Source organism: Sphingomonas floccifaciens, from assembly GCF_042681125.1.
GTDB lineage: Bacteria > Pseudomonadota > Alphaproteobacteria > Sphingomonadales > Sphingomonadaceae > Sphingomonas > Sphingomonas floccifaciens.
Window position 1 is genome coordinate 1249381 of record NZ_JBHUFC010000003.1, and the last position, 20078, is coordinate 1269458.

Sequence of the window (20078 nt, forward strand, 5' to 3'; positions counted from 1 at the left end):
CAGGCTTTGCGCCACGAAGAAGAAGGACAGGGCCTCGACAGGCTCAGCCCGAACAGGGCGCTGCGGTATGCCCCCCCAAACCATCGTCATTCTTGCGAAGGCGGGAATATATTCTGGCTATACTCTCGGCTCTTTCCGCAAGGTCAGCCAGAATATATTCCCGCCTTCGCGGGGATGACGGCGGGAAGCGAGGGAGTGGATGGGCGACGTCGGTGAATCTTACCCGATCGCCTCCAGCACCGCAGCCCGCAAATCCGCGACCCCCATGCCCTTCTCGCTCGACGTCTCGATGATATCCGGATGCGCCGCCGGCCGCTTGCGGGCTTCCTCGGCGGTCTTGGCGGAGACTTCGGCGAGCGCCGACGCCTTGATCTTGTCGGCCTTGGTCAGCACCACCCGGTAGCTGACCGCGGCGGCGTCGAGCATGTCCATGATCTCGCGGTCGACCGGCTTGATCCCGTGACGGCTGTCGATCAGCACCAGCGCGCGCTTCAGCACGGTCCGGCCGCGCAGATAGTCGTTCACCAGGAACCGCCACTTCTTGACGAGGTCCTTTGGCGCCTCGGCAAAGCCATAGCCGGGCATGTCGACCAAGCGAAACCTGAGGGGTTCGCCGACGTCGAAGAAGTTCAGCTCCTGCGTCCGACCGGGTGTGTTCGACGTGCGGGCCAGCGAATTGCGGTTGGTCAGCGCGTTGATCAGCGACGACTTGCCGACGTTCGACCGGCCGGCGAAGGCAACCTCCGGCACATCCATCGGCGGTAGATGCTGGAGCGCCGGCGCCGACTTCAGGAAGGTGATCGGCCCGGCGAAGGTCTTGCGCGCGGCCTCGACCAGTTCGGGGTCGAAGCCCTCCGGCGCGGGGGTGGGGACGTCGGTCATTTCGCGGGCGCCGCCTTAAGGCCCGGGTGGCGCGAATAGAGCCACTGCTGCTGCGCGATCGTCAGCAGGTTCGACGTGATCCAGTAGACCTGCAGGCCGACAGCGAACGGCGCCATCACGAACATCAGCACCCACGGCATCAGCGAGAACACCTGCTTCTGCATCTCGTCCATCGGCTGCGGGTTCAGGCGGAACTGCGCCCACATCGAAATGCCGAGCAGGATCGGGATAACACCGATCGCGATGAAGTGCGGCGGCGTGAAGTTCAGCAGGCCGAACAGATTGACCGGCGTCAGCGGGTCCGGCGCCGACAGATCCTTGATCCACAGCACGAACGGCTGGTGACGCATTTCGATCGTCAGCATCAGCACCTTGTACAGCGCGTAGAAGATCGGGATCTGGATCAGCGTCGGCAGACAGCCGGCCAACGGATTGACCTTCTCGGTCTTGTACAGCGCCATCATCTCCTGCTGGAGGCGTGGCTTGTCGTCCTTGTAGCGTTCCTGGAGCACCTTCAGCTTGGGCTGCAATGCCCGCATGCCCGCCATCGACGCGAACTGGCGCTGCGCGACCGGGAACATGATCCCGCGCACCGTCAGCGTCAGCAGGATGATCGCGACGCCGAAGTTGCCGATCATGCGGAACAGCCAGTCGAGATATTTAAAGATCGGCTTCTCGATGACCTCGAACCAGCCCCAGTCGATCGCCTTGCCGAAGTGCGGAATGCCCAGCGTATCCTCATAGCGGTCGAGCAGGTTCACTTCCTTCGCGCCCGCGAAGAAGCGGCCGGTGGTGACCATCGCGGCGCCTGGCGCGACCGTCTTCGGCGCGGCGGTGTAATCGGCCTGATAGGTCTTGTTGGCACCGCCCCGGAACTGGGCGGTGACGTCGGCGCCCTGGTCGGGGATCGCCGCAGTCAGCCAGTATTTGTCGACGAAGCCGAACCAGCCGCCCTTCGACGTGAAGCTGACCGGCGCCTTGTCGACGTCCTCGAAGTTGACGCCGTAATCGGCCTTGCCGTTGTGCGCCGACATCGGGCCGGTGTGGTTGGTCCAGCTGTCCGCATCCTTCGACACGCCGACGCGGGTCACATAGCTGTACGGCGCGACGGAGATCGGTGCGCCGCCGGCGTTCGCCACGGTCTGGCGGACGGTGAACATGTAATTGTCGTCGACCGACAACTGGATGGCGAAGCGCTGACCCGTGGCATTGGCGGCGGTCAGCGTGACCGGCCGGCCGGGGCTGAGCAACTGGCCCGACGCCTGCCACACCGCGTCGGCGGCCGGGGCCACGAAGCCCTCCGCCCCGCGCCAGCCGAAGCCGGCGAAATAGGCGTCGGTCGTGCCGGCCGGTGACAGCAGGCGGATCGGCGGCGAGTTCTTCGCGATCGTTTCGTCGTATTTGGTCAGGATCAGGTCGTCGATCCGCGCGCCCTTCAGGTTGATCGAACCCTTCAGCGTCGGCGTCTCGATGCGGACGCGCGGCGACTCGGCCAGCACGACGTTGCGGTCGCGGATCGCGGCGGGGCTGTCGGCGGTCGGATCGGCCGACGGGTTGGCCAGCGGCTTGGTCTTGCCGCCCTCGATCTTCGTGACCGGCGGGTTGGCGGCGGGGAAGAAGGTGCGGGTGATGACCGGCCAGCCGAACAGGATCAGCGCCGCCAGCACCGCGAACAGCACGAAGTTCTTGTTGTCGTTGCTCAAAAGTCTTCCCCGACGCGTTCTTTAAGGGACCGGATCATGGCCATGCCCGCCCCATGGATGGCAGCGCGCGATACGCTTTGCCGCCAGCCAGCTACCTTTGCCCGCGCCATAGCGGCGAAGCGCCTCGATTGCATAGGCCGAACATGACGGGCTGTAGCGGCACGATGACGGCAGCAGCAGCGATGGGCCGAGCTGCCAGCCACGGGCGAGGGCCATGAGGAGGCGGGCGATCATTGGGTGGCTCTTTTCGTCATGCCGGACTTGATCCGGCATCCAGAGCCACAGGCGACGTCGCTTGCGACCCTGGATGCCGGATCAAGTCCGGCATGACGAAGAAAGGATGCGTCACCGCGGCGCCGCCTTGCGTAGAGCCTTCACCAGATCCGCCCGCAGGTCGTCCCACGACCGCTCGACCCCCGCGCCACCGCGCCCGATCAGGATATGATCCGCGCCGGCGATGCCCTCGCTCGCCAGCACTTCCCGGGCCAAAGCGCGGAACCGCCGCTTCATCCGATTGCGCACGACAGCACGCGAATCGACCTTCTTGGAAACCGTAATGCCGATCCGCGGTGTCGGATCGCCGTCGTTGCGCGGGTGCACCAAAAGCACGAAGCCGGGCATCGCTGCCCGGCGTCCGCCGTTCGCCTTCAGATAATCCGCGCGGGCCGTGACCCGCGCGAGCATGCCGTGACTCAGGCCGACAGCTTCTTGCGGCCGCGGGCGCGGCGGGCGCGAATCACGTTGCGACCGCCCACCGTCGCCATCCGCGAGCGGAAGCCGTGACGGCGTGCGCGCACCAGGTTGCTCGGCTGAAAGGTCCGCTTCATCGTTCATTCCCAATTCGTCAAAATGTCAAAAGGCCGCCTACGGAGGACGGCCACGTCGGCGGTCCCCATAGGCAAAGGCCGGATATTAGTCAACGGCCGCCGCCGCCTGTTCGCGCGCCTGCCGCCGCCGAGCCGACGCGCGCCTGAGCGCCCGGTCCGCCAGCCGCCCGGTCCGCGGAAACCGCCGCTTGCCGCGCACGAACTGATACCTGGCCCAGCGCGAATTCTGCAACACCAGTCCCGCGCCGCCGGCGAAGGTGAAGATGCCGACCGGCCCCGGTAACAGCGCCACGACCGGCGTCACCAGAATCAGCACGACGCCCAGCGACAGGGCCGCGGTGCGCAGGGCTGGGTTTCGGGGACGACTCACCGGCGGCATGTGCGCTCGCCGTATTGACCTTGCAAGACACTTCCGCCGTACATTTGATTCGCTATGCTCCCAACATAGATCAGGGGCGAAGGGGGCGGAATTTGGTCGCGATCGTGTCGACCGTGGCATATCTTGGACTGGAAGCGCGCGGCGTGGAGGTGCAATGCACGCTGGTCGCGGGCCTGCCGGCGTTCGTCGTCGTGGGTCTTCCCGACAAGGCGGTGGCGGAAAGCCGCGAGCGGGTGCGCGGCGCGATCGCGGCGATGGGCCTCGCGCTGCCGCCCAAGCGGATCACCATCAACCTGTCGCCGGCCGATCTGCCGAAAGAAGGGTCGCATTTCGACCTGCCGATTGCCTGCGCTCTGCTGGCGGCGATGGGCGTCGTCGATGCCGAGGCACTGGCGGATTATGTCGTCGTCGGTGAACTCGGCCTCGACGGTCGCGTCCAGCCGTCGGCCGGAGTGCTGCTCGCTGCGCTCCATGCGTCGGCGGAGGGCAAGGGGCTGGTCTGCCCGGCGGCGCAAGGGTCGGAGGCGGCGTGGGCCGGGTCGGTCGAGGTGCTGGCCGCGACTGACCTGATCGGCCTGCTCAACCATTTCAAGGGCCAGCAACTGCTGTCGCCGCCGCAACCGGGCGAGGCGGAGGAGGCCGGCTTCGGCCCCGATCTCGCGCAGGTGAAGGGTCAGGAGACCGCCAAGCGCGCGCTGGAGATCGCGGCGGCTGGCGGCCATAACCTGCTGATGATCGGGCCGCCGGGGTCGGGCAAGTCGCTGATGGCGGCCTGCCTGCCCGGCATCCTGCCCCCGCTCGACGCGGCCGAAGCGCTGGAGGTGTCGATGGTCCAGTCGGTCGCGGGGACGTTGAGCGGCGGGCGGATGACGCGCACCCGACCGTTCCGCAGCCCGCACCATTCCGCCTCGATGGCCGCGCTGACCGGCGGCGGCCTGCGCGTGAAGCCGGGCGAGGTCAGCCTGGCGCATCTGGGCGTCCTGTTCCTCGACGAACTGCCCGAATTCCACAGCATTGTGGAGCAGAGGGGACCAACTGGAGCCTCCCCGACCTGCTAGATTGATGCTTCAATGGGGCCATGGAACGCCCCAACGCCATCTCCGCCCTGAAAGACAAGCGCGGCGAGATCGCCGGCCGCGTCGACGCGCTGCAGGACCAGCTTCGTCAAGCGCTGATCGACCTTGATCACGTCGACTGCACGATCCTCCTCTTCGACCCGGACGCCGAACTCGACGAGATCAAGGCCAAGCCGATGCCGCCGCGCCATCATGCATTCAAAGGGCAAGTGACCCGGGCGATCCTCGACATGCTGAGGAAGTCCGGATCCCCGATGGACGGCGCATCGATAACGAAGCGGCTGATGGAGGAGCGCGAGCTCAACCTCGCCGACAAAAAGTTGATCAAGACAATCCAGAAGCGTGTGGGCGCTGCGCTTCGCAACATGCGCGACCGTGGCATGGTCCAATCGGAAGCGCCTGCTAAGGGTGGCTTCCTGCTCTGGTCGCTGAAAGGTGTGAATGCGCTCGGCCCGCGGACCATATAGGTCATCCCGCGTCTAGCGATGTCGCCTGCGACACCGTGCGGAACTGAGCCAGTATTTCCGGATGGCGTTCCGACAGATAGCCCGCCACGTTCTCATTCGCGATGAGCCGCTCGACGTACTTCGCCGACAGGACGAGCTGGAGCACGTCGTCGCCGAACGTCGTCTCCCGTGCGCGGAAGGTCGTGTTCAGTGACTCGAGTTCCCGCTCCATGCGCGCCATCTGCTCCGGTGTGACGCCAGCCAGCTTCTTCGGCTTGTCCGGGTTCGCGAGATGGTCCTGCGGAGTGGCCGCGAGGATCGCCCGGGCGTAGGCTGCGGTGAAGTTGTTCATCGCGGTCATCATCTCGGCGGCGGCGAACTGCTTGTGTGGTTTCAGCTTCCGCAGGACGTCGAACACGGCGGTGTTCACCTGCTTGTCCTTCAATATCTCCACCGCCTCCGGTGAGATGCCGTCAAGCAGCGAGCGCCGTCGGCCTAGCGATTTCTCGTCCATGCCAAGCGCGGCGGCGATCATCGCTGGCGGGACGCCCCGACTGATCGCGCGAGCTATCATGTAGTGCTCCTGGACCGTCGCCAGGCGATTGACGCGCTTGTTGTAGGTGAATGCCTCGTCGTCGTCCGAGACGATGCAGGGCGCGGTGGGCGCGCCGTTCGCCTGAAGTGCATGAAGTCTGAGATGGCCATCGAGGAGCATGTGCCGACCATCGCCATCCGCTTTCGTGACGACCAGCGGCTCTATGACGCCGACCTGTTCGATCGAACTGGCGATCCTCGCATATTTCCTCGACTTGATGATCGGTGCGGTCATCGGGCGGAGTGGCAGCAGACGGTCGAGAGGAACGTCCACGACCGTCGGCTCGAAGGAGATGCGGATGGGTGGCGTCATATCATGCCTCCGCGAGGCCGAGCCGCTGGGCGATGGGCTGTGGTAGCCGGGCGAGTCCTTCTGCACGGAGCAGGTCGACGAAATGCGCCTCGGCCAGCAGCCGCCCCATCGCGGCAACGACGAAGTTCAGGCGGCTCTCGGTGAGCTCCGCCTTCCTGACCAGCAGCTTCTGGCGCTCCACTTCCTTCTGATACGCACGGACGAGTGCGGCGGAGGTGGTGGCGCGCTTCTTGGTCGGGCTTGTATTGACCGACTTCAGCTGCTTGCCGATGAGATTTCGTTCGTCGACGATACGCCGGATCGTGAGGATCTGGGATCCGGGAAGTTCGCCGCGCTCGTACGCATCGGTGAGGGCGCGCTGGACCTCGACATCGTCGGCCCTGGCGATTTCCGCCGCGATCGTGTGTGGAACGATCCCGCGTTCGACCGCGTCGATGAGGCGTTCCTCCCCCTTCTCCAGTAGCATGTTGATGGTCCAGACGTATTCCGGACTGAAGCCGATCTTGCGGGCGATTTCCGCGTGGCTGTATCCCCGCTTACGCAGCGAGCCCACCTCCCGGATCAGTTCGATGGGGGATTGATTGCGTCTTGCCAGGTTTTCGACGAGGCTCATGACGAAGCATTCCTCGCGGCTGGCCTCTATGACCATGGCGGGAATCTCCGTCTGCCCCAGCTTGGCGAACGCCTCCATCCTGCCTTGGCCGCAGATCAGTTCGTATCCATTGCCGACCGAGGCCCGGCGGACCGTGATCGGTCGCTTCAGCCCGACCGCGCGAATGCTGTCGACGAGTTCGTCGAACACCTGGCGGTTGCGCGCACGCGGGTTGAGTATTTCGATCTCGGCGATCGGGATGCTGATGATGTCCGGCGTCACGCGGCGCGCTCCACGGCATGGCGCCGAAGCATATGGTAGAGGGGTGCGAGATCATTGACGCGATAGGCGTCCAACATGATGCCGTTATCCTCGGCCATGCCGATGTTCAGTTTCGCTCCGACATCGATCCAGGGCAGCAGATAATGGTCCCGCACGGTTGCGTTGTCGGATTCGAGGCGCACGACGACGGTTATGTCGGGGCGCAGGCCCGCGTCGAGCCGTATTCGCCAGCGCAACGATCCTGCTTCCGTCCGTCGACATCGTGCAATGACGATCGCTATGGTCAGTTCGCGATTGACGACGAGGAGATCGGTCCGTTCGTCGACGGCCACCTCGCCGCCGATACTTTCGATGCCGGCAACCGTGCTCGCCAGGACGTCGGGGTGCATCAGCCGGAGCTGCCGATTCGTCTCGACGTACCGATAGTCACGGGCAGGTTGGTAGTCGATGAGCTCATAGGCGCGCAGCAGGCTGCCGAAGCGTGACCGGTATGCGGCCGTCGACGGCATATCCTCGACCTCGTCGATGATCATGCCTGACAGCGCTCCGCGTGACGCCAGGAGCGAGCGAAGCAGATCGAGAAGCTGGTCGTCGGTGAAGCGCCGCGCCCGTTCAGCCAGGATGCTCTGAGCGGCGGCGAAAAGCCCGGGGTCGACGATCGCCTCGAACGCGCCGTCCCGTCTCACCAGCATCTCGGGCGGATTCACGACCCGCGTCTTCTTCAGCTTGAAGGAGACGCGGTTGTAGACGTTGTTGCCTATGTACTTTTCATTGACCAGAATCTGGCGAACCACGGAGCGGTTCCAGGCCCGACCGCGATCGGTCTTTCGACTTTCGGCGTTGAGGATCGTGGCGATCTCGCGTTCCGAACGCAGTTCGAGGACGAAGAGGCGATAGATCCGTCGGACCGTCTCGACCTCGTCGTCTGGGCCGGGAACGAGGATCACGCGATCCGTCTGGAGGCTCTTGTGTTCGCCCGCAGCGAGCGGAGCCTTCGGTTCGTCCCTGTCGTTGACGAGGAAACGGCGCAGGCCGTATCCCGCCGGGCCGCCCTGTCGATAGCCGAGCGTGATGAGCCGGCACTGACCGACGAACACCTTGGTCGACAGCTCCTGGCTGTAGGCGCCCGACATCACGCGCTTCATGACCTTCATCATGTCGGACGTGAGGCTGCCGTCGTTCTCGAATTGCTCGCCGCAGTAATGGACGTGGATACCGCGCTGGCGGCAGATGAATTCGTAATATGCGCTTTCGTCGGCGTCCTGAAACCTGCCCCAGCGGCTGACGTCGTAGACCAAGATGGCTTCGAAGTCGGCACTGCCGCTCTGCACGTCGTCGATCAGGCGGCGGAGGGCGTCGCGTCCCGCGATGTTTAGGCCGCTCCGGCCTTCGTCCGCATAGGTGCGGACGATTACGAAATCACGCGCGGCGGCGTACTCGGCGATCTTATCCGCCTGATTATCAGTCGAATATCGCTGATGATCCGTGGACATGCGCACGTACTGGGCAGCGCGTTTCGGATTAGACTGCAAGGATTCCAGCGACACCGCGACCCTCTACTCTGTCGCGGGCCGGGCCCGCTTTGATCAACTTCATTCCTCGTAACTGCAAGGAGGATGGAATGTCGTTGTCGAAAAGGGACCGAAAAGTTCAGCCGTCGGATGGAAAGACCTTTCCAGTCGATCCGATCGCCGAGATCAAGGCGACGTTGGCGATCGAGGTCGCCGATGCGCTTCGTCGCGATTTCGGGGACGGCCCGCTGCAGATAAAACGGATGGCGAGGCTGATGGGCGTCAATCCGCGGACGGTGAAGAACTGGCTACGGACCGACAACGGGCCGAACGGCGCCGGCCTCATCGTGTTGATGCGGCATTCGAAGGCTGTGACGGCTGCTGTCCTAAACATGGCTGATCGCAACATCGAAGGGGCGGCTGCGAAAGAGGCCGGATCACGGCGGGAATTGCGGTCCATGCTGCGCGATCTGCTGGATCACCTAGGGCCGGACTGAAGGACTGGCGATCGGTTCTTGGAGCCAAGGGGATGACGAGCTACGCTCCGTTCGCCGACCACCGCCAGGGAGAACATGATGTACCGATCGATCTTCGCCGCGACTGCGTTGATGACGCTTGCGGTCACGCCGGCCAACGCCGCGCCCTGCCGGGGCAGCAAGGGCAAGTTCGTCAAGTGCCCGGACGCGGCGCCTGCCAAACCGGTGAACTGCAAGGATGCCAAGGGGAAGTTCGCCAAGTGCGGGACGACGGGAGCGAAACCGGTCAGGTGAGTGGTCGGGGCGGTGTTCGGACCGCCCCGGCGCCAGGATTGCCTACGCCTCGATGATCAGCTTGGGATCGAAATCTGGATTTTCGAGCCGTCCTCCCCGGTCAGCGGCGCGTCGGGCATCGTCCAGAGGCTCTGTCCGGCGTGTAGATCCGAAAATATCCATAGTTGGGCGATGCTTCCCGCCTCAGAGCCGTTCGATGCTCTTCACCGCCAAGAGGTCGAACCCGTCGCGGATCCCTACGATCCGCACGCGATGTCCGATCAGTCTGCGCGCTCGCCAACCCGCGTCGAGCCGCCATGTGCCGCCCTCGGTCACCTCGACTACGAGCCCCTCCCGGCCGTGACGAAGGACGCCAACGATCTGGTGCTGCGTTCCAATGGGCATGGGCCACCCGATCTAATCGAGAACGACGTGAAACGGCAGGCTCTGACCGCGTAAAGTTCCATCGGACGACACCAGGAATGCCTCTGCCGTATGGACGCCGTGATACTGGAGCGGCTCCCACCGGGTGTTGCCCTTTTCGGCCGAGTAGAAGTCGCCGCGACCACAACCGGCGAACATGGCCGCCGCCCCGGTGTTCGTGATCCGCCACCTGATATGGCAGTCGTGCGGAATGGGCTGCCCATCCGCCAGCAGAGCATGGAACATGAGACCGCCTGTGGGGGCGATGACGTCACCGGAGCCGATGACCTTCCCCGCGCGGCTCCTCTTTCGCTGGTGTGTCGCCGTGATGTAAATGTCGATCCAAGGGCGTGAACTGATGGGCCAGGGGGATGGCGTCTGGTGCGCAGGATGCGTCACCGAATTGGGGACGACCCCGGTGCCGTAGATGAGTACGTCGCGCACCAGGTCATGCTGGTACGTCGAGTCGCTAGCGACCATCACCCGCGCCATGGCGGAGGCCTCGTTCAGGCTCTTCTTCAGGTCGACCGTTTCGCCCTTCGCGAAATCCGATCCGAAGACGCGACGCCAGGCGACTATGCTGTCGCTACGCGTAAGCGCGTCGTAGGCCTCGTCGATCCATCCACGGTAGCGATGGATTTTGTCGCGGAAGTTTGAATACTTCTCGTCCGCCCAGGACGAGGCGAAGTCCTCGGTCCATAGCTTCGGGTTGCGCACCTCGGGCTTAAACGGCCGGTCCTGCAGCCAGTCGTCTAGACGTCCCATGATGGTCTTCAGGGCGGTCGGCACGTCCGCGAAGGCGTCCGTCCCCTTGTCCCAGCTATAAATATGGTTGCCCAGTAGCGTGGTCAGCAGGACCGACTGACAGCTGAAGGTCAGCTTAATGTCGCGCAGATACTTGACGAGGCGGGTGACCTTGCGAAACGAGTTCGATCCGGAATAGCCGTTCTGGTCCTTCATCCACTGCGTGTATTCGATCGGCGCGCTGTCCTCGAACGCGTCGGTCTTCGCATTGCACACTTCGTAGGTGCCGACATAGACACGATCGACGATGCAGGGCGCGATGTCGATCTTGCGCTCGTTCGCATAGGTGATCGTGACGCAATAATCCCACGTCTTCGTCTTATCGCCGTAGGTCGGGCTGGCCTTGAAGACCTTGCCCAGTTCCTTGACGTAATCCTTGGCGGTCCAGCCGTCGACTGGATCGACCATCACCAGCAGATCGGCGTCGAATTCGCCCTGATCGACCGGCTTGATGATGGTGTCGTGTGCCCACGACCCCTGTTCCTCGAAGCCGCGGATGCCTGGCTCCCAGGTACTCTGACGGATGAAACGCTGGATCGCCTCTATCGACCGCTCCAGATCGCCGATCCGCGTCTGGTTCAGATTGACGGTGTCCTTCAAGAACGACGTGAAGCAGCCGGTGAGCTTCACGCGATCGGCCCCGTGGCGGCGTCGAGTTCCTTCTGTTCGTAATCCGATTGTCCCGCGTGGATGCTCTTGTAGGCCTTCGCGTGGGCGTAGCCGGGGATCGGACGCGCGCGCTTCTGGATGGCCCCGACCTCCTCGGTCAGTTCATCCAGCGTTTCCGCCAGCTTCTTTTCGTCGGCACCCTCGGCGCGGGCCGTGATCTGCACGAACTGCCGGATCTTGCGACGAACGATGCCGTAATCGACGCCCGCAGCATGATGCTTCTCCCATATCTGGTCAGGCTTCATGTTGGTGACCAGTATCGTGATGAGCGAAGCGACGAAGGCAAGAACCGCCGGCAACCAGCTCTGCAACTCGACGCTCAGGACCTTGGAAAGGAAACCGGCACCCGCCAGAGCCGCCAGGACCGCCGCGCTGTTCCCCAGCCAGAACTGCCAGTAGCGCCAACGACCCGCGGCTGCGAAGTGCGCCTTCTCGGAATAGAGTACGTCGGTCGCGAGCTTGCGCCCCTCGTCGATTATGCGAGCGCGGTCGCCTTCTCCGATTGTCATCGTGCCCCCTTGCTTAGCCCCGGCGCCATCGTTCGGCATTTGTTCGTAAACATAGTTAACGAATGCAGGGTTGCAAGCGGACGGCTTCGTGGTCGTCGCCATCGCGGACATTATTTCCGCTCCCCGAAACCAAAGGGCCGATCGGGAGAGGATGGTCTCTATCCGTTGTTGGACTTCAGCCTTCGTCGTTACGCCCTCGAAGGGGCGGCTAATAGGGTTTTAGGATGGAGGGGGCGTGATGCAAAATGGCTTGTTCGGGCCGTTCTGCGTGTCGCGTTCTACTGGCGCGCCTTCAGGCCGTTCCTCTTTGCCAAGGCCTGCGCGGCGTGATCCCCGGCGAGGTCGGTGCGGATCGCGTCGATGGTCGGGAACTGCAGCCGGTCGACCCCGATCGCCACCATGCACTGGGCGAAGAACGGTGCGGTGAAGCGCCCCCGGGCGACCTTGTTGCGAAGGTTGGGGACGTTCTCGGTGATCCCCAGAGCGGCAAGCCGGGCGACGAGCTGCTCATAGGATATGCCGCGAAGCATCATCTCGGCGCGAAGCATGTTCTTCACCAGCCGCTCCCAGGCCGCCTCGTCTATCTGGCCATCCTCTTCCATTCCGTCGTTCTAGGATTGTAACGCTACTCCCGCAAGCGCGCGCGATTATGGGCACCATTATTAACGATGATGTCGCCTTGACGCAATGACGACACCATCATAGATAATGGTGATCATAACCTCACACGGTGGTCATTGGCTCAGCACGTTCTCCTGTCGGCGAATTATCGTGACCTGCCGGTCGCGAAGATCGCGCGCATGAGCGAGAGCAAGGCGTATGCGATGTTCCGCATGGCGCGCTGGCCGAAGACCGACGGCGAGCCGATCTGCCCGCATTGTGGCGGCGAGGGCTGGACCCTCGGCAACCATAATCAACCCGAGCATGAGTGGTGGGACGCGGAGAACGAGCGGATCATCAAGGGCAAGAAGGACAAGCGCCAGTTCAGGTGCAAGGCGTGCCGAAAGAAGTTCACCGTCACCAGCGGGACGCTTCTTCACAGCCGCAAGCTCGACCTGCGCACTATCCTCATCGCGTTGAAGCTGTTCTCGGAGGGGGCGAAAGGCATTTCGGCCATCGCCCTCGCGAACCTGTCCGACATGGCCTACAAGTCGTCGTTCGTCCTGTCGCACAAGATCCGGGAGTCGCAGATCAAAGCGCAGCTCGGGCGGCAGCTGCACGGCATCGTCGAGATCGACGGCTCGGTCTATGGTGGCTACTATCACCAGGTAAACGAGCGAAAGGACCGCGTCGATCTGCGCCGGCTGGGCGACATCACCGGCAAGAAGATGACGATGGTGATCGCGCGCGAACGCAGTCGTGGTGAACGCGTGGGGCTGAGCGCCTGCACGATCGTGCCGCACGAGGCTGACTCGCGGCCGTTCATCTTCGATACCGTCGACCGCATGGCCAGCGTGCATGCCGACGATGGCAGCCACTGGGACACGCTCCGCGTCGCCCTGAATGTTGATCAGGTGAACCATTCTCAGCGCTACTTCGACAAGGGCGTGTGCACCAACCAGGCGGAGAGCTTCTTCTCCCGGGTGGACCGAATGGAGATGGGAACGCACCACCACATCGCCGGGCCCTACCTGTGGGGCTACGGCTGCGACGCGGTATGGCGAGAGGACCATCGCCGCGAAACGCAGGCGGAGAAGTTTGACAACCTGCTCGGCGCGTTGCTTAACAACACCGTCTCCAGGACGATGAAAGGGTATTGGCAGCGCCACCTTGAAGGGATCGAGGCCGATCCGGGCTTGATCGATCGCTTGGGCGCTGAAATCGACGATGCCGACGCCCTCGCGGTCGCCGAGGAGATCGTTGCGGACGAAGGGCGTATGACGCGCGAAGACGTGGCGACCGTGTTCGGCGAGGAGTATGCCGAGCAGGCGTTCGGGCCGGTCGAGAAGCCAAAGTCGCGTAAGTGGAAGGCGCGTAAGCCCTACGCGCCGAAAAGACCGAGCGTGCGGCCAGAACCGTGGTCGGAACTGAAAACGCCAGTGGGCTTGCCGTCGTTTACGCCGTGATTGTACGACCACAGTTAACGTAAACGAGGTGGAAACCAAATTGGCGTCATCCTCGCCAAATGGCGCGAATCATAGAAGAGTTGAGAAGGCAGGGCGTGACCAGGGGTTTCCTGTTTCTGCTGGCCGGAGTGTTGGTGGCTTTGCTGGCCCTGCTTGCTTGGATGGCTGCATCCGCCAGTGTCGAGTTGGATCGAAATGTCACGCCGCGAGAGTTGTTTCCTTGGAAAGTCAATCTGCAATCAAAAAATGCGAGCAGTAATATTCCCTACGATCCGATGCGCCAACCGGCGCCGCGCCAGCCGGACGGAATAGCCGACCTCACTGCGGGCGACCAGATAATCCGGATGCGTTACCAATGGATCGAGAAGCCGGAATTACGGGTAATACGGCCAAAAGAGACTGAAGCACGCGATCGCGGTCAGGCAGCATCCAATCGTAATTCCGGCTCCGATTACTTGTCCCCGGAAAGTGCGGGCAAGGCCGAACCATATCAGGCCGAAGGGTATCAGCCCCATTGCCAGAGCCCAAAGAACCAAGGCGACAGTGACCTTTGCGCACAGTGGCTGGCCGCCCGAGAGGCTGCCTCGGCCAATGCCATCGGTCGTTCCGGTCTTGTCCTGCAATGGCTGAACCTGATTGTCACCCTGTTGGTCGGGGCGATGACCGCCATTGGTCTGATCGTCGCGGCGCAGGCGACTCGACTTGCTGCCCAAGCCATGGACACCGCGAACCGTGTCGTGCGCGGCCAGGTTGTCCCGATTGTCAGGGCCACTGGCAGTGCGTCCACCCGCAGGGTGCAGGGTCGGCTCGAGAACATCGGGGAGAGTCCCGCCGAAGTCGTAGGCTACAAGTGGTTCTCCGGGGCGTCGGTTGCTGTTGCGGATTCGCAAATCGCGGCGGTGACGCTCGACACAGACAGCGTCTACCTTGCCGCGGGCGAAAAGGACTTCTGCCGGAATCTCGACGATGAACCGGCGATCGCCGTTGTTATCGAATATGCCGACATGCTGGGCGGCCGGTGGCGGTGCTGGGCGATCTTCGAACGGATGGCTAGCGGCAAGTACCTGCGCCGGAAACATGGCGAAGACCACTGCGCATAGTTTCGTAGCCAAGCCGATTTGAAGCGACGACCTCTGCAATTCGTATTTTTCCATCAACCATCTCCTTTCGGAGGCGGCCACACGGGTCGGGCGATCGGAAAGCGCGTGGTTTGCGCTGGCCGCCTGTTACTCTATAACTGCGCTGTCCTCACGCCGTTGATGCAAGACATCACCGGCTTGCGGTCAACGCGAAAGGAGACTGGCTAAAGCCTTGGTCCCCTCTGATCCATAATGCTGGAATTCCAGCGCGCCGTGCTCGATTCGCTGCGCCAGCCGCTGGAGACGGGCACGGTCAGCGTGGCGCGGGCGAATGCGCATGTCACCTTCCCGGCCAATGTTCAGCTGGTCGCGGCGATGAACCCGTGCCGCTGCGGGCACCTCGGCGATCCGGCGCTTGCCTGTTCGCGGGCGCCGCGCTGTGCCGCGGACTATCAGGCAAAGGTATCCGGCCCGCTGCTCGACCGCATCGACCTGCATGTCGAGGTCGCCGCGGTCAGCGCCGCCGACCTGATCCTGCCGTCCCCGTCCGAAGGCTCGGCCGCGGTCGCCGCCCGCGTGGCGGCAGCCCGTGCCATCCAGACCGCGCGGTACGCAGGTGACACGGCACGCACGAACGCGGAAGCCGACGGCCCCGTCCTCGACGCCCACGCGACACCGGACGATGCGGGCCGCGCGCTGCTGGCGCAGGCGGCGGAGGCGATGCGGCTGTCGGCGCGCAGCTACACCCGCGTGCTACGTGTCGCGCGGACGATCGCCGATCTTGCGGGTGCGGAGCGGGTGGGGCGCATCCATGTGGCGGAGGCGCTGAGCTATCGTCGGCAGGCACCGCGGGCGTGAGGGGGCGCCTGACAATGAAAGGCCTTGTCATTGAGCGGCCTTCGCGGCCGGCTCAGATCTTGGGCGTCGCCGTCTTTAGCGGAATGGCAACCTATGGATCGGCTATGATCGGGAAGCCGAGCCCGTGGCACCTGATCTGGATAGTTCTACTGCCCATCATGCTCGGGGTGGCGGCGAACCGGGGGATATCGCGCATGATCATGCCCGCCATTCTTCTAGTCGTCGACTGGGGCGCCGTTATTGGTGTCGGGGCGGCTATGGGCGGAATATGACTGTGCGGCCGGCGTCACGGACGCGAGTCTTGAGGGGGAGTGAGTGATGGAATGGATGATCCTGCCGCTGAAGCGGTATTTCGACTTTTCCGGCCGGTCGCGGCGCAAGGAGTATTGGATGTTCGTGCTGTTCACGGTCATCGTCAGCGCGATTCTGGGGGTGCTTGACGAAGCGCTGGGGCTGACGCTCGGAAACCCGGAGTCGGCGCGGCAGACCGGCGTGCTTGGTTCAATCTTCTCGCTCGCAACATTTGTCCCCAGCGTGGCGGTCGGGGTGCGGCGGTTGCACGATACCGACCGCTCGGGCTGATGGCTGCTGATGCCGGTCGGGGTCATTATCGTCGCGGTTATCGCGGCGGTCGTGCTGGGCATGTCCGGCGGATTCGGCGGGGCGTCGGCGGCGATCGGCATCGGCGCGATCAGCTTCATCGTCCTGCTCGTCTTCTTCTGTCAGGACGGCACGCAGGGCCCGAACCGGTTCGGCGACGACCCAAAAAATCCGGTCACGTACGAAGGCGTGTTCGACTGATCCTCAGCGACGCGGCACCCCGATCAGCCACGGCTTCACGCCGCCGGTCGGTCGGGGCGTCCCGTCAATACGGCGCGCGGTGACGATCACGACGTCCTGCCGCAGCATCTGGCCCTTCATCGGGCCGGTGCCGCAGCAGGTCGGCATCGCCAGGATACGCTTCACCACGTCCATGCCGGCGACGACGCGACCGAAGGCGGGATAACCCTCATAGGCGCCGTTCGCGTCCATGTTCGGCGCCGCGCCCACGGTGATGAAGAAATTGCCGCCCGCCGACCCGCCATAGGCCGGGCGCGCCATGCTGATCGTCGCGTCCAGATGCTTGATGCCGGTCACGCTGGTCTTCTCCAGCGGGAAGGGCGGCAGCATCCGCCGCGCATCCTGGCGGATGCCGCCCTGCACGAAGCCGAACTTCGGCGCGATCTTCTTGCGGGCCGCGCGATAGAAGACCGTCCCGTCGAGCCGCCCGTCGTCGACATAGGCGAGGAAATTCGCCGTCGTTCGCGGCGCCCGCTTCGCATCGAGTGCGACGACGATCGCTCCTGCCGAGGTGTTCAGCCGGATGCGGACATAGCCCGGCGTCGGCCGATTGGTCGGCTCGGCCGCGATCGCCGGGCTGGCGAGCGCAAGGATAGGGAGGGCGAGGAGGGCAGGCAGGATACGCATGATCACGACACGAATATGGGAACGACGCCCCTGCGCCGCTATCGTCGTCGCAGCGACGGAGCAAGCGCTTGCCCCCGTCGCCCGCATCGTCTAGCGACAGCCCCTCGCTGCCCCTGTGGCGAAATTGGTAGACGCGACCGACTCAAAATCGGTTGCCGCAAGGCATGCTGGTTCGAGTCCGGCCAGGGGCACCACTCCCGATCAAGAGAGGGCACCAGCGGTGTCGGCTGGTCCGGACCGCCATCAGCAGCGATTTCTAGCGGCTTGATTGGCCCGGTGATGGTGATCGTCTTCGGTGCGACGACTACCTTGGCGATGAAGCGGCGGGCATAGCCTTGTCGCGTGGCGGGATCGGTATCGCGCAACTTGGTCAGGATGACGTCGCCGAGCCGGGCGACGGCTTCGGGGGTGACGCGTCGGTCGGCAGAGGACAGTTGCCGTTCGACCAGCAGGATCTCCTGCTCAAGATCGGCGCGGCGGGTGCGCTGCGCGGCAAGGCGCGCGGTGAAATCGGCGTCGCGGGGCGACACGACCCCTTGTTCGATGAAATCGAACATATTCTGGATCGCACCCTCGATGCGGGTACGCTCGGTGCGCAGTGCCTTGAGGTGAGCCTGCCGCTCGCGCATGGCGGCAGAGCTGTCGTCAAGCAGATTGGCCAGAAGCTGCTGAAGCCTTTCTGGGCGCAGGACTCGCTCGGCCAAGGCATCGATAACGATCGTCTCGAGCTTTTCGTCGCGGATGCTCGTGCCCTGACAAGCAGTCTCGCCGCGGCGCAGATTGCGCGAGCACCGATAGTAGCGATAGCGCCCCCCCTTACCGGTCGCGATCGTAAGAGCATGCCCGCACTCGGGGTGTCCGCACTTGGCGATGCCGGCGAGCATCGTCGGCCCGGCCACGAACGTCGGCGCCGTGATGTGCCGAGCGTTGCGGGCGATACCTGCCTGGACCTCGAGCCATTCGGCCTCCGGGATGATGGCGGGCACGTCGATGATCTGCCATTCCTCTTCCGGGCGCTTGATCCCGTTCCGGGTGTCGTTGACCCCATAGACGTGCTTGCCGCGATACGTGGAGCGCTGGAGGATGTCCTTGACATTCGACACATGCCACTTGCGCCCGCGCAGGGTCGCGCCGCTCGCGTTGAGATGGCAGACGATCTTCTTGTAGCCCATCGGGCCGTGGCCGATCCCGATCCGCTTCATGCGGTAGATCTGCTGGACTTGCAGTGCTTCGGACGGTTCGATCGCCAGCCGCTTCTTCGCCTTGGGACCGCGCATCTCAGCGACTTCGGCGACATAGCCGAACGGCGGGACCGCCCCGTTCCAGAACCCAGCTTCGGCATTGCGCTTCATCGTGTCGCGCGTAAACTTGGCGGTCTGACGCGACTGATACTCGTCGAAGTTAGATAGAACCGAGCGGACGAGGTCGCCTTCGGCATCCTGGCCGACTTCCTGGGTAATCGCGACGATGCGAACACCGGCGCGCTTCAGCTTGCGGCGGTAATGTTCGAGCAGATAATGGTCGCGAAATAGGCGGGAGAAGCTGTACACGCCGATCTCGGTGATGCCGCTGCCCGGACGGAGCGCGTGCTCGATCAGCGCCTGAAAGCCCGGCCGGTTCTCGGTCGTGCCGCTGAATCCGCCGTCTCGGTAGATATCGACCAGTTCGATGCCGCGCTGAGCATAATGCGCAGCCAGCAGCTGTTCCTGGTTTTCGAGGCTGATACCCCCGTCGGCCTGACGCGGCGTGGAGACGCGAACGTAACCGAGCGCGCGTTCGACTCGAGGTTTGGACATGACCGGCCCTTTCGGAGTTGGCGGAGATTGACGGAGGAACTCATCGTAGAGAGCGATGATTTCGGCCTGCGACAGGCTGGGGATGCTTGCCACATTGCCGGCGACGGATTTGAAGTTGATCAGCGACATGGCAGCCTTGACATCGCCCCTGATGAAATGATGCGACTCAGGATTTGCGGTGAGAGGATCGTGGTGGATCGCGCCTGCGCGTGCGCCATTGCGTCGGATGGCGAAGTCGGCCCGGTCGGCGCTCACGAACTCGAAGTCCGGATGCTGTCTCTCCAAGCGGTGCAGTTCCCGAGGTTCGCGACAGCGTACCCAGATCTGAAAGACGGTCTTAACGTCGTAAGGCGCCCCTCGGAAGATAAAGGCGTTGGGAGGTATATCTACATCTCTCAGAAGGCGGAAGTTTCTGTCGAGTTTGTTTTGGACCGAAGTCTTCCGGAATGAGCGCGGCAAAATCATCGAGATCACGTCGGCCCACTTGGCGGCATGATTGAAAAAGTCTTTGGCCAAGTTTCCGTTAGAGCCAAACGGCGGATTGCCGACTACTGCGATCGGGCGATCACTCTCCGGCGTGACGTCGAAGAAGTCTGCTTTGATCACGCCATCGCACTCACGGTCGATTTCACAACCCAGGCTGCCGCTGGGGAAGCGGTTGAAGAATTGCCCGGTGCCTGCACTCGGATCGAACAGCAACATGTCGTCCAGCTTGCAATGCTCGCGGAGAATATCGAGACAAAGCGTCACGACGTCCTCAGACGTGTCATACTGGTCGTAGAGCTCGTCCGCAGGAAGATTGCCGCGGGATGCCGCGTGCGCGACGCTCGGCGAAACGCGCTTAGTCCTCGACATGAGCAGTGTGCCCGTCGAAGATGTAGCGAAGCTCGTCTGCACTCAGGAGCGAGAGGAGCCACTCGGATTCGGCGCGATCGATCGGAAGGTTTTCCGGCAACCGGTCGATCACTCGAGGGAAAGGCAGCGTGGGGCTCATCCCCGAGCCTTGACCCGATTCGCGGAGCCATCCCCGGTAACCCGACGTGTAAAACCGAC

General features: G+C 63.6%; 20 protein-coding genes, 1 tRNA gene and 4 pseudogenes. 9 read left to right on the forward strand and 16 right to left on the reverse strand.

Annotated elements, in window-relative coordinates; genetic code table 11:
• Positions 1-219: 219 nt before the first annotated feature.
• From yihA to ACFSC3_RS12840, 6 genes are all read right to left on the reverse strand, one after another.
• Positions 220-882 carry a ribosome biogenesis GTP-binding protein YihA/YsxC gene (gene yihA, locus ACFSC3_RS12815; protein WP_380940826.1) on the reverse strand — a complete coding sequence of 221 codons (663 nt, stop codon included), beginning with the start codon at positions 880-882 and terminating at the stop codon, positions 220-222.
• Positions 879-2585, reverse strand: a complete 1707-nt coding sequence (gene yidC, locus ACFSC3_RS12820; RefSeq protein ID WP_380940827.1) for a membrane protein insertase YidC — start codon at positions 2583-2585, stop codon at positions 879-881. Before yidC ends, yihA begins: the two co-directional genes overlap by 4 nt.
• Before the next feature lie 21 nt (positions 2586-2606).
• On the reverse strand, positions 2607-2819 hold the full coding sequence (gene yidD / locus ACFSC3_RS12825) for a membrane protein insertion efficiency factor YidD (RefSeq protein ID WP_380940828.1): 213 nt from the start codon (positions 2817-2819) through the stop codon (positions 2607-2609).
• A 111-nt stretch (positions 2820-2930) separates the two neighbouring features.
• A complete protein-coding gene (gene rnpA / locus ACFSC3_RS12830; RefSeq protein WP_380940829.1) occupies positions 2931-3269 on the reverse strand; it encodes a ribonuclease P protein component in 339 nt (112 codons plus the stop codon).
• An 8-nt stretch (positions 3270-3277) separates the two neighbouring features.
• Entirely contained in the window at positions 3278-3412 is a 135-nt protein-coding gene (gene rpmH / locus ACFSC3_RS12835) for a 50S ribosomal protein L34 (RefSeq protein WP_029724273.1), read from the reverse strand.
• An 85-nt stretch (positions 3413-3497) separates the two neighbouring features.
• Complete coding sequence (locus ACFSC3_RS12840) at positions 3498-3782, reverse strand: hypothetical protein (protein WP_380940830.1); 285 nt, start codon at positions 3780-3782, stop codon at positions 3498-3500.
• Positions 3783-3883: 101 nt separating this feature from the next.
• On the opposite strand from ACFSC3_RS12840, the pseudogene ACFSC3_RS12845 reads away from it, so the two are divergent.
• Positions 3884-4810 (forward strand): annotated as a pseudogene (locus ACFSC3_RS12845) (YifB family Mg chelatase-like AAA ATPase); the annotation flags it as partial.
• 59 nt (positions 4811-4869) lie between these two features.
• On the forward strand, positions 4870-5334 hold the full coding sequence (locus ACFSC3_RS12850) for a hypothetical protein (protein WP_380940831.1): 465 nt from the start codon (positions 4870-4872) through the stop codon (positions 5332-5334).
• Position 5335: 1 nt separating this feature from the next.
• On the opposite strand, the gene ACFSC3_RS12855 is transcribed toward ACFSC3_RS12850, so the two are convergent.
• The 3 genes from ACFSC3_RS12855 to ACFSC3_RS12865 are packed head-to-tail and all read right to left on the reverse strand — an operon-like array spanning position 5336 to position 8641.
• The gene (locus ACFSC3_RS12855; RefSeq protein WP_380940832.1) at positions 5336-6220 is read right to left on the reverse strand and encodes a plasmid partitioning protein RepB C-terminal domain-containing protein; all 885 of its coding nucleotides are present in this window, start codon (positions 6218-6220) and stop codon (positions 5336-5338) included.
• A 1-nt stretch (position 6221) separates the two neighbouring features.
• Positions 6222-7094 (reverse strand): plasmid partitioning protein RepB C-terminal domain-containing protein, encoded by an 873-nt coding sequence (locus ACFSC3_RS12860; protein WP_380940833.1) that lies wholly within the window; start codon positions 7092-7094, stop codon positions 6222-6224.
• A complete protein-coding gene (locus ACFSC3_RS12865) occupies positions 7091-8641 on the reverse strand; it encodes a recombinase family protein (protein ID WP_380940834.1) in 1551 nt (516 codons plus the stop codon). Before ACFSC3_RS12865 ends, ACFSC3_RS12860 begins: the two co-directional genes overlap by 4 nt.
• A 74-nt stretch (positions 8642-8715) precedes the next feature.
• Here ACFSC3_RS12865 and ACFSC3_RS12870 point away from each other — a divergent pair, with 74 nt between their 5' ends.
• Together ACFSC3_RS12870 and ACFSC3_RS12875 are read left to right on the forward strand one after the other, a co-directional pair.
• Positions 8716-9102 (forward strand): hypothetical protein, encoded by a 387-nt coding sequence (locus ACFSC3_RS12870; RefSeq protein WP_380940835.1) that lies wholly within the window; start codon positions 8716-8718, stop codon positions 9100-9102.
• 75 nt (positions 9103-9177) lie between these two features.
• Positions 9178-9375, forward strand: a complete 198-nt coding sequence (locus ACFSC3_RS12875; RefSeq protein WP_380940836.1) for a hypothetical protein — start codon at positions 9178-9180, stop codon at positions 9373-9375.
• Between the two features lie 183 nt (positions 9376-9558).
• Here the strand turns inward: ACFSC3_RS12875 and ACFSC3_RS12880 are convergent, their stop codons facing one another.
• From ACFSC3_RS12880 to ACFSC3_RS12895, 4 genes are all read right to left on the reverse strand, one after another.
• Positions 9559-9759, reverse strand: coding sequence for a DUF5818 domain-containing protein (locus ACFSC3_RS12880; protein WP_380940837.1), 201 nt, complete (start codon positions 9757-9759; stop codon positions 9559-9561).
• A gap of 12 nt (positions 9760-9771) precedes the next feature.
• Positions 9772-11211: an SMODS domain-containing nucleotidyltransferase gene (locus tag ACFSC3_RS12885; protein WP_380940838.1), complete on the reverse strand. Its 1440-nt coding sequence runs from the start codon at positions 11209-11211 to the stop codon at positions 9772-9774.
• Positions 11208-11861 (reverse strand): SLATT domain-containing protein, encoded by a 654-nt coding sequence (locus tag ACFSC3_RS12890; protein WP_380940839.1) that lies wholly within the window; start codon positions 11859-11861, stop codon positions 11208-11210. Before ACFSC3_RS12890 ends, ACFSC3_RS12885 begins: the two co-directional genes overlap by 4 nt.
• A 176-nt stretch (positions 11862-12037) precedes the next feature.
• Positions 12038-12361, reverse strand: a complete 324-nt coding sequence (locus tag ACFSC3_RS12895) for a DUF6471 domain-containing protein (RefSeq protein WP_380940840.1) — start codon at positions 12359-12361, stop codon at positions 12038-12040.
• A gap of 198 nt (positions 12362-12559) precedes the next feature.
• Here ACFSC3_RS12895 and ACFSC3_RS12900 point away from each other — a divergent pair, with 198 nt between their 5' ends.
• From ACFSC3_RS12900 to ACFSC3_RS12915, 4 genes and pseudogenes are all read left to right on the forward strand, one after another.
• Entirely contained in the window at positions 12560-13825 is a 1266-nt protein-coding gene (locus ACFSC3_RS12900; RefSeq protein ID WP_380940841.1) for an IS1595 family transposase, read from the forward strand.
• A 95-nt stretch (positions 13826-13920) separates the two neighbouring features.
• Positions 13921-14925 carry a hypothetical protein gene (locus tag ACFSC3_RS12905; RefSeq protein WP_380940842.1) on the forward strand — a complete coding sequence of 335 codons (1005 nt, stop codon included), beginning with the start codon at positions 13921-13923 and terminating at the stop codon, positions 14923-14925.
• Positions 14926-15162: 237 nt separating this feature from the next.
• Positions 15163-15762 (forward strand): annotated as a pseudogene (locus ACFSC3_RS12910) (ATP-binding protein); the annotation flags it as partial.
• A 318-nt stretch (positions 15763-16080) separates the two neighbouring features.
• A pseudogene (locus ACFSC3_RS12915) lies at positions 16081-16563 on the forward strand (DUF805 domain-containing protein).
• Between the two features lie 3 nt (positions 16564-16566).
• Here ACFSC3_RS12915 and ACFSC3_RS12920 read toward each other — a convergent pair.
• Positions 16567-17229, reverse strand: coding sequence for a peptidylprolyl isomerase (locus tag ACFSC3_RS12920; RefSeq protein ID WP_380940926.1), 663 nt, complete (start codon positions 17227-17229; stop codon positions 16567-16569).
• A 109-nt stretch (positions 17230-17338) separates the two neighbouring features.
• Between ACFSC3_RS12920 and ACFSC3_RS12925 the strand changes: the two genes are divergently transcribed.
• Positions 17339-17423 (forward strand) — tRNA-Leu (locus ACFSC3_RS12925).
• 567 nt (positions 17424-17990) lie between these two features.
• Here ACFSC3_RS12925 and ACFSC3_RS12930 read toward each other — a convergent pair.
• Together ACFSC3_RS12930 and ACFSC3_RS12935 are read right to left on the reverse strand one after the other, a co-directional pair.
• Positions 17991-19880, reverse strand: a pseudogene (locus ACFSC3_RS12930) (recombinase family protein); the annotation flags it as partial.
• Positions 19867-20019 carry a hypothetical protein gene (locus tag ACFSC3_RS12935; protein ID WP_380940843.1) on the reverse strand — a complete coding sequence of 51 codons (153 nt, stop codon included), beginning with the start codon at positions 20017-20019 and terminating at the stop codon, positions 19867-19869. The pseudogene ACFSC3_RS12930 and the gene ACFSC3_RS12935, both read right to left, overlap by 14 nt.
• Positions 20020-20078: the final 59 nt, after the last annotated feature.